This window comes from Pseudomonas sp. B21-048, assembly GCF_024748615.1.
Taxonomy (GTDB): Bacteria; Pseudomonadota; Gammaproteobacteria; order Pseudomonadales; family Pseudomonadaceae; genus Aquipseudomonas.
Map to the genome: position 1 here is coordinate 4,903,448 of NZ_CP087168.1, position 13,368 is coordinate 4,916,815.

Here is a 13,368-nt window from a genome sequence, read left to right on the forward strand (position 1 = left end):
AGTGTGTAGCTCGGGGGCCGGCACATCCCCGGTGGGGGTGGCGACCGCAGCTGGCTTGATTGGGCGAGCCGCACTGGACTGTTTGTCCGAGCAGTGATTCTGGTGATAAGAATAGGCCCGAAGTGGCGACAGAGGATTGCGAAGATTGCTCAAATAAACATCACTTGCGCAATTTTTAACTCAGGATAGATAATCCGCCGCAATAGTTATGACAAAGGCCTGATTGATGAGCAAACTCGACCGATACGACCTGAGCATTTTGGCGGAATTACAGCGCGATGCGCGCATCTCCAATCAGGAGCTGGCCGAACGCATCGGCCTGTCGCCTTCGCCTTGCTCGCGACGGGTCAAGCAACTGGAAGACGATGGTTACATCACCCGCCAGGTCGCCCTGCTGGACCGCAAGATGCTCGGGCTGAGCCTGACAGCCTATGTGCTGATCGGCATGGACCGCCATACTCCCGAGCGTTTCGAGAACTTCGAAGCCGCCATTCGCACCTTGCCGCAGGTGCTGGAATGCAGCCTGGTGACGGGGATGGATGCGGATTATCAGCTCAAAGTGGTAGTGCCGGACATGGATCACTATCAGAAACTGCTGCTGGGGCATCTGACCCGGATTGAAGGGGTGACCAGCGTGCGGTCGAGTTTTGTGTTGAATCAGGTGCTCAACAGCACCGAGTTGCCGCTGACTCACCTGCGCAGCTGAGAATGCCTTCGCGGGCGACGAATAGCCGCGACACACTGCCGCAGGTCAATGCCCCGCCAATCCCCCATGGCGTATACTCCAGCGCCTTTTAGCCCCGCCCACGCTGGAGATGTTCAATGGATCCTGCAGTACTCGAAGAGTGGATGATGACTGGCCTGGTCAGCATCTTGATCATTTTCATGGGTTTCATCGTCTGGGATCTGGCGAAAAAATCCAAGGCAGGGCGCTTCGGCTCGTTCATTTTGTTCTTCGTACTGGGGCTGGGCGTGGCCGCATTCGTGATCAAAAGCGTAGTGATCGGCCTGATCGAATCCGGCACTTTATAAGCGCGCCGGCACTTCCTTCCACTGGCCCTGATCGAGCCCTTCGATCGACCAGTCACCGATCCTGACCCGTACCAGACGCAACGTCGGCAAGCCGACCGCCGCGGTCATGCGCCGTACCTGACGGTTGCGGCCTTCGCGAATCACCAGTTCCAGCCAACTGGTCGGCACGCTTTTACGAAAGCGCACGGGCGGGTTACGTGGCCACAGCTCAGGCTCATCCAGCTGTCGCGCTTCGGCCGGCAACGTCATGCCGTCGTTCAGCTCGACGCCATCGCGCAAGCGCTGCAACTGCTCAGCGGTTGGCTCACCTTCCACTTGCACCCAGTAAGTCTTGGCCAGTTTGTGTTTCGGGTCGGCAATTCGCGCCTGAAGCTGGCCGTCATTGGTCAGCAGCAGCAAGCCTTCACTGTCGCGGTCCAGCCGTCCTGCCGGGTAGATTCCCGGAATCTCGATGAAGTCCTTGAGCGTCGCCCGCCCTTCGCCGTCGCTGAATTGCGTCAACACATCGAAAGGTTTGTTGAACAGAATCAGCTTCGGCTCGGCCGGCGGCGCTTTGGCGACACGGCGCGAGGCTGAAGAGGATGGCGCAGGCCTCACGCCAGGGCGGCGGGAAACGGGACGTGGAGGACGAGACATGGGAAAAGGAACATCTAACGGTCAGGGCTGCTAATGCTAGTGCCCTGACCGCCAAATGACCATGAGAACAATCAGCGGAACGGCGGTTCGTCGAAGCTGCGCAGTTTTCGCGAGTGCAGCGAATTGAGCTCGGTGCGCAACAGATCCACCGCTTCGATGCCGATTTTCAAGTGCTGGCTGACCGCGCGTTCATAGAAGGCGTTGGCCGAACCCGGCAGTTTGATTTCGCTGTGCAACGGTTTATCCGACACACAGAGCAACGTGCCGTACGGCACCCGCAAGCGATAACCTTGCGCGGCGATGGTGCCGCTTTCCATGTCCACCGCCACGGCGCGGGACAGGTTGATCAGCGGACGCTCCTGCGCCCAGCGCAGTTCCCAGTTACGGTCGTCGTAGGTCAACACGGTGCCGGTACGCAGACGCTTCTTCAGCTCGTCGCCCTTCTCACCGGTGATGTTGGCCGCCGCTTGCTGCAACGCCATTTGCACTTCGGCCAGGGCCGGAATCGGAATGTTCGGCGGCACAACCCGGTCGAGAATCCCGTCGCGGCGCATGTAGGCGTGGGCCAGCACGTAGTCGCCAATGGTTTGCGACTGACGCAAGCCGCCGCAGTGGCCGATCATCAGCCAGCAATGCGGACGCAGCACGGCCAGGTGGTCGGTGATGTTCTTGGCGTTGGACGGGCCGACGCCGATGTTCACCAAGGTCACGCCATGACCGTCGCTGGCGATCAGGTGATAGGCCGGCATCTGGTAACGATGCCAGACCACGCCCGCGGCAATCGCCGACGCCTCGCCGTGGTCCATGCCCTTTTCGATGATCACGTTGCCCGGCAACACCATGCGCACAAAACGCGGATCGTTGCGCAGTTGCTCAAGACCATGAACGATGAATTGGTCGACGTAGCGGTGATAGTTGGTCAGCAGAATCCACGGCTGCACATGGCGCCAGTCGCTGCCGGTGTAATGCACCAGTCGGCGCAGGGAGAAATCCACCCGCGCGGCGTCAAACAGGGCCAGCGGCAGCGGATCGGTGTTTTCCCAATCGTACAAGCCATCGGCGATGCCATCGGTCGCGGCCGACAAATCCGTACTCGGGAACACTCGCGCCAGCACCGCCGCCGTGACGCCGGAGCCGGCCAGCTCATCGCCCTGCTCGACCACGTACGGATAAGGAATGTTCTGCTGACTGACGCCGACTTCCACGGTCACGGTGAAGTCGTGCATCAACGGGACAAGTTGTTCCAGCAGGTATTTGCGGAAGGCTGCCGGATGAGTGACGGTGACGCTGTAGGTCCCCGGCAATTGAACCTTGGCATAGGCGCGAGTGGTCTGTGGGACTTCGCCCTGGCAAAGGTAGGTCAGACGCAACTCGGGATAACGAAACAGAGCACGCTGCTCAGCGTCCGGCTCGACGCGATCCTTGAGATAACGCTTGAGCGCCTGATTCAGCGCTGTGGTTGCACGCTCGTGCAAGGCAGCAAGCCGATCCACGGCTTGCTCGGCGGTTTGAACGACAATAAACGCTTCGGTCACGATCAGCTTCCTGTGTTCTGACTTGCAGACCTTCATCTTGCCTGCATCGTCGCTTCACGGGAACAGTGAAAAAAGATCGCAGCCTTCGGCAGCTCCATAGGTTCGTCGTACACCAGTACAAGGAGCTGCCGAAGGTTGCGATCGTTTCGAGCAACATCCGACATTGAAGTCGACTATCACGGCGCTATCGCGAGCAGGCTCGCTCACACATTGGCTCGGTGTCGATCAGAAACCTTGCGGAGTCGACCGGGCGACAATCGCTTCCACATTCAGCCCGCGCGGCAACGTCCCATACACCCGACCCGCCGAACCGAGGCGACTGGCGATGAAAGCATCACTGACCGCCGCATTCCCCGCCTCCAGCAACAGCTTGGCCTGAAGCCCCAAGGCGATGTCTTCGGTGAGCTGGCGGGCGCGGTATTGAATGTCGGCGGTGTCCTTGAACGCGGCCTGCAATTGGCTGATGTGCGCGGCCAGACGTTTGTCGCCATGACCGTCGCCCAACTCGCTGAACAGCACATCAAGCACACACGGCTCTTTCGACAAGGCACGCAATACGTCGAGGCATTGCACGTTGCCGGAACCTTCCCATGTCGAGTTGACCGGTGCCTCACGGTACAGCCGTGGCAGGATGCTTTCCTCGACATACCCGGCGCCGCCCATGCATTCGGCAGCCTCATTGATCATCGCGGGCGCGCGTTTGCAGATCCAGTACTTGCCCACCGCCGTCACCAGTCGGGCAAATTTTGCTTCGTGCTCGTTATCCAGATGATCCAGCGCCCGGCCCATGCGCAAACTCAAGGCCAACGCCGCTTCGCTTTCCAGGGCCAGATCCGCCAACACGTTCTGCATCAACGGTTGTTCGCTGAGCAACTTGCCCCCGACCTTGCGGTGCGCGCAGTGATGACTGGCCTGGGTCAGCGCCTGGCGCATCAGCGCACTGGAGCCGACCATGCAATCGAAGCGGGTCATGGCAACCATTTCGATGATGGTCGCAACGCCCCGGCCCTCTTCACCGACCATCCAGGCCAGGGCGCCACGCAATTCCACTTCGCTTGAGGCATTGGACCAGTTGCCAAGTTTGTTCTTCAGACGCTGTATATAGAACTGATTGCGTGTGTCGTCCGGGCGATGACGCGGCAGCAGGAAACAGGTCAAGCCTTTGTCGGTCTGGGCCAGGGTCAGGAAGGCATCGCACATCGGCGCCGAGCAGAACCACTTGTGGCCCACCAGCTCATAGGCCTGACCGGGACCACTGGCGCCGACCGGATAAGCCTTGGTGGTGTTGGCCCGCACGTCGGTGCCGCCCTGCTTCTCGGTCATGGCCATGCCGATAGTGACCCCGGCCTTGTGGGGCATGCCGACGTTGCGCGGGTCGTATTCGGTGGCAAGAATTTTCGGCAACCACTGTTCGGCCAGATCCGGTTGCAGGCGCATCGCCGGGACGCTGGCGAAGGTCATGGTCAGCGGGCAACCGCTGCCGGCTTCAGCCTGACTGTGTAAGTAGGTCATGGATGCACGGGCAACGTGGGCGCCCGGTTGCGGATCGGTCCACGGCAAGCCCGTCAGGCCATGCTCCACCGCCGTGCGCATCAACTCGTGGTAAGCCGGGTGAAACTCCACCAGGTCAATGCGATGGCCGTAGCGGTCATGACTGACGAACACCGGCTTGTTCTGATTGGCCGCAAACCCCGCCGCCATCAGCGGCCCGCCGGCCAATGCGCCGTAAACGTCGATCCGAGACTCGGCCCAACCGGCATCGAAACGCCGCGACCACTCCTGCAAAGGCAGGTCGATGCGATAGAGGTTGATGCCGTCCAGCGATGGGGGCTGGTTGGTGACTTCGTGGGTTTCGGCGAACTGATGCAGGTTCATGACGGGGCTCCTTTGGTCAACCAAGGGACTTTCAGTTAAGCACTGCCCCGAGACTGAACAAAGTGGTATATCCGCCTAACTGTCGGCGCTTTCGCCTTGCCCCGGACAGAGCACCCGTCGATAGAGCGCCACCTGCAAATCCTCGAATTTCACCGGTTTGCTCAGGTGGTCGACCAAGGCGTCGCTCGCGCAACAAGCTCGGCCCACGTCCAGGGCAATCATGAACAGGGGTAATTCGGTGCAACCTGACAAGGCGCGGATCCGGCAGCAGATCGAGGCGCCATCCAGTGGCGGCAGCTGAGCGTCGAGCAGCACGGCATCAACGGCCCCGCGCTGCAAGTGATCGAGTGCGGCAACGCCACTGTCGGCGGTGTGTACGCGGAACCCAAGCTTGAGCAACATGCCACGCAGCACCCATTGATTGATGCCGTCGCCATCGACCAGCAACACCGTGCAGTCCTGAGGCAAACGCAGGCGAGAGGTTTGCCTCAAGGGCGCAGGTTTCAGCTCCGGCAGCTCGAATTCGACGTCCAGTTGAAAGCGACTGCCGCGCCCCGGCTCCGAGCGGTGGCTCAGGCGCCCGTCGAGCAATTCGACCAACTGCCGACAAATAGCCAGGCCAACGCCCAAACCACCGTATTCACGGGTCATCGAACCATCGAGCTGGAAGAAGCGCTGGTACAGCGTTGCCTCCCCCAAATCGGTAAAGCCAATGCCGGTGTCGATCACCGCAAAGGACAGCGCGAGCCGATCGGGCGCCACCGGTTTGCCGGTTACCCGCAGCGCCAACCCACCGACCCGGGTGAATTTGATCGCGTTATCCAGCAGGCATTCCAGGCATTGCATCAACTTGGTGCTGTCGCCGTGCAAGCGGTCCGGCAGCCCCAGCGCAACCTCGACCTTGAAGTCCAGCGACTTGCCCGACGCATGGCCATCGAACTGCAGGCGCAAGGCCTCGATCACACTGCGCAAACTGAACGTGTCCGGATAGACCTTGAGCTTGCCGGCCTGCAATTCGGTCAGGGTGAGGATGCCGTTGACCATGCGCATCATGTCCCGCGCCGACCCGGCGGCCGTTTGCTGATATTGCTCCAGTTCAGGGTTCATCTCGACGGTCTGCATCAGCTCCAGCGAACCGATCACACCATTCATGGGCGTGCGCAATTCATGGGTCAGGGTGGCGAGGAATTCGTCCTTGAGCTTGTTACTGTGAGCCAGTTGCTGGTTCAGCACTTCGAGCTTTTGGCCGGAATCGAACAACGTCTGTGCCTGTTGCTCGCGCATGGCGTTGATGCGATCGGCCAAGGCCAGGGATAGCAGCGCCACTTCGATCGCCGAGCCGATCTGACTGGCGTACATGGTCAGGAATACGTTGGGCAAATAACCCAGCACCATCATCGTGTTGACGATGCCACCGAGCAGGAACGCCGACCAGGCAATGATGAAATACCGCGCGACCCGCAGGCCACGCCACCAGGCGAAAATCCCGGCGGCGAAAATCACCACGGTAAAGACCAGCGCCAGCAGCGTCGCCAGACGCAGGGCCAGGGCGTAACTGGTCATCAATGACAACCCGACCACCAGCGCACTGAACGCAATCAAGGCCAGCAACAATCGGTCAAGCCAGCGACTGTAGGTGGCCGTCTGCAAGAAGCGGCGGGCGAACTGGCTGCCGAACAATCCTGAACAGCCGATGAAGAACGGCGTCGCGGCGTTGGCCCACCAGGGGTTGTTCGGCCAGAAATACTCCACGGCCGCGCCATTTACCGACAGCTGATATAAGCCGAACGAAGCGATATAGACGATGTAATAGAGGTAGTTGGTATCGCGCACGCTGAGAAAGATGAACAGGTTGTAGACCAGCATCCCCAGCAACACGCCGTAAATCAGCCCCAGCACATAGAGCCGGACCGGCTGCTCCTCAAGGTAAGCGGTGCTCGACCACAAGGTGACAGGCGCCTGAACCGACCCTTCGCTTTGCAGGCGCAGGTACACGGTTTGCGTCTGCTCAGGCATAAAGTTCAGGTCGAACAGATAGTTGTTCTGGCGAATCTCGCGAGTGGCAAACGGCAATGCATCGCCAGTCTGTCGAACTAATTGATAGTCACCGTCAGCAGCGGGCAAGTAGAGATCAAGGTGATCAAGGGGCGGATAAGCCAGTTCCAGCCACCAGGTTCGTTGTGCCGCCGGGTTAGTGGGACGGTACAGCAGGTCGATTTTCAGCCAGAACGCCGAACGCGAATAACCGGCATTGAGGGTGGCTTTATCGTGGGGTTTGAACTGCCCGGCCGCCGCTTGCGCACGGACATCGGCGATGGTCGCCTGACCGCCCGTGTCTTCATAAACCTGCATCGTTCGGCCCAGGGGAAGGCTCTGGGTGAACTCGTCGAATTCGACGGCGCTCGCCAAGAGGGGCAAGCACAACAGCAACATCAGCAAATAGCGCATTTAAGCCCCAGCGTGGCCTCTCCGGTTCTGTCAGGAAGCCCCCCATTCCTTTTGAGTAGACGTAAAACCGGTATTACCTGTTATTAGTTTGGATCCACTCTAGCATAGCCGTTGATGGCCATTGAGCACCATTGAAATTTTCCCCTACATAGCTCTAGGACGGGCGTTCCAGCGCTATGCATTGAGTTAGAGCTGTTGGCTTGGCCAGGTTGTGACAATGTCCCGGCGGGTAGTGAACATCTGTGGTGAGGGGGCTTGTCGGAACACCCGAGAAAACAGGTTTGGTGGTAAGCTCGCGCACCATGAATATCTACAGCTCTCGCCCCGTTGTCCTCTGTCTCTCCGGCCACGACCCAAGTGGTGGCGCCGGCTTGCAGGCAGATATCGAAGCCCTGCTCGCTCAGGGTTGTCATGCGGCTCCGGCCGTCACCGCCCTGACGGTACAAGACACCGTCAACGTCACTGACTTCCGTGTCCTGGACCGCGAGTGGGTGCTGGCCCAGGCCAACGCCGTGCTCAACGACTGCGAAGTCGCCGCCGTCAAACTGGGCATGCTCGGCTCCCTGGAAATGGTCGACACCGTGGTCGAACTGCTTTCAGCACACCCGCATTTGCCGGTGGTCTGCGACCCGGTGCTGCGCGCCGGTGGCGGCGGACGACTGGGCAAGGACGAAGTCGGCTACGCCATGCGCGAACGCCTGCTGCCGCTGTCGATCATTGCCACCCCCAACCTTCCCGAAGCCCGCATCCTCGCCGAACTGCCCGAAGGCACCGCGGACGAATGCGCTGAAAAACTCCTGCCGTTCGTCAAACACCTGCTGATCACCGGCGGCCATGGCGACGAACACGAAATACACAATCGCCTGTACAGCCGCGACGGTCGCCGCGAAACCTTTATTTGCCAGCGCCTGCCCGGCAGTTATCACGGTTCCGGTTGCACACTGGCCAGCGCCCTCGCCGGTCGCCTGGCCCAGGGAGAACACCTCGCCAGTGCCGTACAGAGCGCGCTTGACTACACTTGGCGCACCCTGCGTGACGCAGAGCAACTGGGCAAAGGCCAGTTCGTGCCGCGCCGCCTGCCCCTGGACTTTTGTTCGTAATTTTCTATGCGTGAAGCGCAGAGGCTTGTCCGATGAAACTACGTGGCCTGTACGCCATTACCGACAGCCAGTTACTGGCCGGTAAATTTCTTTCGTACGTGGAGGCGGCGCTCGAAGGCGGCGTCACCCTGCTGCAATACCGCGACAAAAGCAGCGACGAGGCCCGCCGCCTGCGTGAGGCCGAAGCCCTGCGCGACCTGTGCGAACGCTACAAGACTCAGCTGATCATCAACGATGACGCCGAACTGGCCGCGCGCCTGAATGTCGGCGTGCACCTGGGCCAGACCGATGGCCCACTGATGCCGGTTCGCGCACTGCTCGGTCGTCAGGCAATCATCGGCTCGACCTGCCACGCGCAACTCGAACTCGCCGAGCAAGCCGCCAAAGAAGGCGCCAGCTACGTTGCCTTCGGCCGTTTCTTCAACTCCAACACCAAGCCCGGCGCACCGGCCTGCAGCCTCGATCTGCTCGATCAGGCCCGCAGCAAAGTGCACCTGCCGATCTGCGCGATTGGCGGCATCACCCTGGATAACGCTGCGCCGCTGGTGGCCCACGGAGTCGATCTGCTGGCGGTGGTCCATGGTTTGTTTGGTGCCGACAGCACGGCTGAAGTAACGCGCCGCGCCCGCGCCTTTAACGAATTGTTCAAATCCTGATGTTGAGAGCCAAATAATGTCTCGTTCCGAAACCCTGTTTGCCAATGCCCAGAAACACATCCCCGGAGGCGTGAACTCGCCTGTTCGTGCGTTCAAGAGTGTTGGCGGCACGCCGCTGTTCTTCAAACACGCCGAAGGCGCCTACGTCACCGACGAAGACGACAAGCGTTATGTGGATTACGTCGGTTCCTGGGGGCCGATGATTCTCGGCCATAGCCATCCGGAAGTGCTGGACGCGGTGCGCAAACAGCTTGAGCACGGATTGTCCTACGGCGCCCCGACCGCGATGGAAACCGAGATGGCCGATCTGGTCTGCTCGATCGTGCCGTCGATGGAAATGGTGCGCATGGTCAGCTCCGGCACCGAAGCGACCATGAGTGCCATCCGTCTGGCCCGTGGTTTCACCGGCCGTGACAGCATCATCAAGTTCGAAGGCTGCTACCACGGCCACTCCGACAGCCTGCTGGTCAAGGCCGGTTCCGGCGCCCTGACCCAAGGCGTGCCGAGTTCGGCCGGTGTGCCGGCAGCATTCGCCAAGCACACCCTGACCCTGCCGTTCAACGACATCAACGCGGTAGAAACCCTGCTCGCCGAAGTCGGCCAGGACGTGGCCTGCATCATTGTCGAGCCAGTGGCCGGCAACATGAACTGCGTACCGCCAGCCCCGGGTTTCCTCGAAGGCCTGCGGACCCTGTGCGACAAGCATGGCGTGGTATTGATTTTCGACGAAGTGATGACCGGTTTCCGTGTCGCCCTAGGTGGTGCTCAAGCTCATTACGGGGTCACGCCAGACCTGAGCACCTTCGGCAAGATCATCGGTGGCGGCATGCCGGTGGGCTGCTTCGGTGGCAAACGCAAGATCATGGAGCAGATCGCGCCACTGGGGCCGGTCTACCAGGCGGGTACTTTATCGGGTAACCCACTGGCGATGGCGGCGGGCCTGACCACCCTTCGCCTGATCAGTCGTCCGGGTTTCCACGCAGAGCTGAGCGACTACACCAGCCGTCTGCTCGATGGCCTGCAACAGCGTGCCGACGCCGCCGGCATTGCGTTCGTGACCACTCAGGCTGGCGGCATGTTTGGCCTGTACTTCAGCGGCGCCGACGACATCGTGACTTTCGATGATGTGATGGCCAGCGATGCCGGCCTGTTTGGTCGCTTCTTCCACCTGATGCTCGAAGGTGGTGTGTACTTGGCGCCAAGCGCCTTCGAAGCCGGTTTCACCTCGATCGCCCATGGCGAGACAGAATTGAAACTGACGCTGGACGCCGCCGAGCGTGCATTCGCCGCGTTGAAATAAAACTGCCACGCTGACGTTGGCGATTGCCAGCGTCAGCTTTCACCTGCATTCCCGCCCTATTTCCTACTCATCTGCTAATAATCTGCGCAAAGTGGCCGATATATCCCCCGCACAGCAGAAAAACGAGTAAAGACTTTGTAAGGTTGGTCCTGCTTATTTCATAATGCGCGCTTATTGGATCCCTCGATGGGTCCACGCGCCCCTCAGAGGTAAGTCGATTCCCATGAACCGCACCGGCCGCACCCTTGCACTGGGCTGCCTGTTGCTCCTTCAGCCCCTGCTCGCGTTCGCACAAGCAGGCGGCAACTCGTTGTTGATCCCGGCGATGGGCCGCTGCACCCTCAATACACAGCCGCAAGACCTGACGCAAGCGCTCGCCGCCTGCCAGAAAGCGTCGGATGCAGGGGATGCGCAAGCGCAATACGAGTTGGGTGAGTTCTACTACGACGGCAAAAACGCGCCGCGCGACCTCAATCAAGCCCTGAGCTACTTCGAAAAGGCTTCGCTGCAAGGCCATGCCCAGGCGCAATTCAAACTCGGCACCATGTTCTTTCATGGCGAAGGCGTACCGGCCAATAACGTTCAGGCGTATATCGTGCTGAAAATGGCCGCCGTCAACGGTGCGGAAGAGGCGCTGGACACTGCCGACGAAGTCGCCGAGAAAATGCCTCGCGAAGATCTGGAAGTCGCGACCCAGGTGCTGGGGCAAATTTTCCGTAAATACTTGATGGAATTGCAAAGCGCCGATGGGCGTACGCCGTTTTCGCCACTGCCCTGAATTCTGTATCGATCTTTCTGGCCCCTTCGCGAGCAAGCCCGCTCCCACATTAGATCTTCGGTGAACACAATATGTGAGCACCAGAGATTAAATGTGGGAGCGGGCTTGCTCGCGAATGGGGGCAGCTCGGTCTTGAAGCTTACTTCTCAGGCATCGGCATCGGAAACGGCATGACATTGCCGACCGCGCCACGGGCTTCGCTGATTTTCGGCGTGCCGAGGCGCTCGACCTCGTCGATGCGCACGATCGAATGCATCGGCACAAAACTGCGCACAACGCCTTCGAACTGAGCCTTGAGCTTCTCTTCGCTCGGATCGACGACCACTTGCGTGCGCTCGCCAAAGACGAACTCTTCCACTTCCAGGAAGCCCCACAAATCACTTTGATAGATCTGCTTGGCGTACATTTCGTACACTTGGCCCTGATTGAGGAAAATCACCTTGTAGATTGGAGCTTCACGTTTGGTCATGGTGGGCGGGTAACACATCGGGGATAAAAATGAGGGCGCGAACTATAGCATAGCCGCCGAACGCGCAACGGTAGGAACCTTGGTGCATGTTCCCTATAATGCGCGGTTCTTTGAATCACGTGATGACCCTATCCATGGCCAAGAAGCTTTACATCGAAACCCACGGTTGCCAGATGAACGAGTACGACAGCTCGCGCATGGTCGATCTGCTGGGTGAACATCAGGCCCTGGAAGTCACCGCTCGCGCTGAAGACGCCGACGTGATCTTGCTCAACACCTGCTCGATCCGCGAACGCGCCCAGGACCGGGTGTATTCCCAGCTGGGCCGCTGGCGCGAACTGAAACTGGCCAACCCGGACATGGTCATCGCCGTCGGCGGTTGCGTGGCCAGCCAGGAAGGCGCGGCCATCCGTGATCGCGCTCCGTACGTGGACGTGGTATTCGGCCCGCAGACCCTGCACCGCCTGCCGGAAATGATCGACGCCGCGCGCCTGACCAAGTTGCCGCAAGTCGACGTCTCGTTCCCGGAAATCGAAAAATTCGACCACCTGCCCGAGCCGCGCATCGATGGGCCGAGCGCCTATGTGTCGGTCATGGAAGGCTGCAGCAAGTACTGCACCTTTTGCGTAGTGCCTTATACGCGCGGTGAAGAAGTCAGCCGACCGTTCGACGACGTGATTGCCGAGATCATTCACCTGGCCGAAAACGGCGTGCGCGAAGTGACCTTGCTGGGGCAGAACGTCAACGGTTATCGCGGCGCCACTCACGATGGCAGACTGGCCGATCTGGCGGAACTGATCCGCGTAGTGGCAGCCGTCGATGGCATCGACCGGATTCGCTACACCACTTCGCACCCGCTGGAGTTCTCCGACAGCCTGATCCAGGCCCACGCCGACGTACCGGAACTGGTGAAACACCTGCATTTACCGGTGCAATCGGGTTCCGACCGGATCCTCGCGGCGATGAAACGCAATCACACCGCGCTGGAGTACAAATCCAAACTACGCAAGTTGCGGGCCGCCGTGCCAGGAATCTGCATCAGTTCTGACTTTATCGTGGGCTTCCCGGGCGAGACCGAGAAAGACTTCGAACAGACCATGAAGTTGATCGAAGACGTCGGTTTCGACTTTTCCTACTCGTTCGTCTATAGCCAGCGCCCAGGCACGCCGGCCGCCGATCTGGCCGACGAAACGCCGGAAGAGCTGAAAAAAGAACGCCTGAACGCCCTGCAACATCGCCTGAACCAACAAGGTTTCGAGATCAGCCGACAAATGGTGGGCTCCATTCAGCGGATTCTGGTCACCGATTATTCGAAAAAAGATCCCGGCGAACTGCAAGGCCGGACCGAGAATAACCGTATCGTCAACTTCCGCTGCGACAATCCGACGCTGATCGGCCAGTTCGCCGACGTGCACATCGACGCCGCGCAACCGCACTCGCTGCGGGGCTCGCTGATCCAGTAACACCGTATTGCCCCCTCAGGGAGCGGGTTTGTGTGGCGAGGGAGCTTGCTCCCGTCGGCCGATCCGCGCCCGGGCG

The 13,368-nt window shown here is 60.1% G+C and carries 12 protein-coding genes; 7 read left to right on the top strand and 5 right to left on the bottom strand.

The window, feature by feature from the left end; translation table 11 throughout:
- Positions 1 to 226: 226 nt before the first annotated feature.
- Positions 227 to 706, top strand: coding sequence for an Lrp/AsnC family transcriptional regulator (locus tag LOY56_RS22970; protein ID WP_007894448.1), 480 nt, complete (start codon positions 227 to 229; stop codon positions 704 to 706).
- 116 nt (positions 707 to 822) lie between these two features.
- Entirely contained in the window at positions 823 to 1,032 is a 210-nt protein-coding gene (locus LOY56_RS22975; RefSeq protein WP_007894445.1) for a DUF2788 domain-containing protein, read from the top strand.
- On the opposite strand, the gene LOY56_RS22980 is transcribed toward LOY56_RS22975, so the two are convergent.
- From LOY56_RS22980 to LOY56_RS22995, 4 genes are all read right to left on the bottom strand, one after another.
- Positions 1,027 to 1,668, bottom strand: a complete 642-nt coding sequence (locus tag LOY56_RS22980; RefSeq protein WP_258617268.1) for a pseudouridine synthase — start codon at positions 1,666 to 1,668, stop codon at positions 1,027 to 1,029. The two genes, LOY56_RS22975 and LOY56_RS22980, sit on opposite strands and share 6 nt — an antisense overlap.
- Before the next feature lie 71 nt (positions 1,669 to 1,739).
- Positions 1,740 to 3,239, bottom strand: a complete 1,500-nt coding sequence (gene amn / locus LOY56_RS22985; RefSeq protein WP_162130612.1) for an AMP nucleosidase — start codon at positions 3,237 to 3,239, stop codon at positions 1,740 to 1,742.
- Positions 3,240 to 3,428: 189 nt separating this feature from the next.
- A complete protein-coding gene (locus tag LOY56_RS22990) occupies positions 3,429 to 5,078 on the bottom strand; it encodes an acyl-CoA dehydrogenase family protein (protein WP_258617272.1) in 1,650 nt (549 codons plus the stop codon).
- A gap of 75 nt (positions 5,079 to 5,153) precedes the next feature.
- The gene (locus LOY56_RS22995) at positions 5,154 to 7,526 is read right to left on the bottom strand and encodes a hybrid sensor histidine kinase/response regulator (RefSeq protein ID WP_258617275.1); all 2,373 of its coding nucleotides are present in this window, start codon (positions 7,524 to 7,526) and stop codon (positions 5,154 to 5,156) included.
- A gap of 302 nt (positions 7,527 to 7,828) precedes the next feature.
- On the opposite strand from LOY56_RS22995, the gene LOY56_RS23000 reads away from it, so the two are divergent.
- The 4 genes from LOY56_RS23000 to LOY56_RS23015 all read left to right on the top strand — a co-directional run bounded on the left by LOY56_RS23000 (position 7,829) and on the right by LOY56_RS23015 (position 11,360).
- Positions 7,829 to 8,626: a hydroxymethylpyrimidine/phosphomethylpyrimidine kinase gene (locus LOY56_RS23000; protein ID WP_258617276.1), complete on the top strand. Its 798-nt coding sequence runs from the start codon at positions 7,829 to 7,831 to the stop codon at positions 8,624 to 8,626.
- Positions 8,627 to 8,658: 32 nt separating this feature from the next.
- Positions 8,659 to 9,282, top strand: coding sequence for a thiamine phosphate synthase (gene thiE / locus LOY56_RS23005; protein ID WP_258617278.1), 624 nt, complete (start codon positions 8,659 to 8,661; stop codon positions 9,280 to 9,282).
- A 16-nt stretch (positions 9,283 to 9,298) separates the two neighbouring features.
- On the top strand, positions 9,299 to 10,582 hold the full coding sequence (hemL, locus tag LOY56_RS23010; protein ID WP_258617279.1) for a glutamate-1-semialdehyde 2,1-aminomutase: 1,284 nt from the start codon (positions 9,299 to 9,301) through the stop codon (positions 10,580 to 10,582).
- Positions 10,583 to 10,805: 223 nt separating this feature from the next.
- Positions 10,806 to 11,360 (top strand): tetratricopeptide repeat protein, encoded by a 555-nt coding sequence (locus LOY56_RS23015; protein ID WP_258617281.1) that lies wholly within the window; start codon positions 10,806 to 10,808, stop codon positions 11,358 to 11,360.
- A 139-nt stretch (positions 11,361 to 11,499) separates the two neighbouring features.
- On the opposite strand, the gene LOY56_RS23020 is transcribed toward LOY56_RS23015, so the two are convergent.
- Complete coding sequence (locus tag LOY56_RS23020) at positions 11,500 to 11,829, bottom strand: DUF1820 family protein (RefSeq protein ID WP_007894425.1); 330 nt, start codon at positions 11,827 to 11,829, stop codon at positions 11,500 to 11,502.
- A 134-nt stretch (positions 11,830 to 11,963) separates the two neighbouring features.
- Between LOY56_RS23020 and miaB the strand changes: the two genes are divergently transcribed.
- Positions 11,964 to 13,292 (top strand): tRNA (N6-isopentenyl adenosine(37)-C2)-methylthiotransferase MiaB, encoded by a 1,329-nt coding sequence (gene miaB, locus LOY56_RS23025; protein ID WP_258617284.1) that lies wholly within the window; start codon positions 11,964 to 11,966, stop codon positions 13,290 to 13,292.
- Positions 13,293 to 13,368 lie beyond the last annotated feature (76 nt).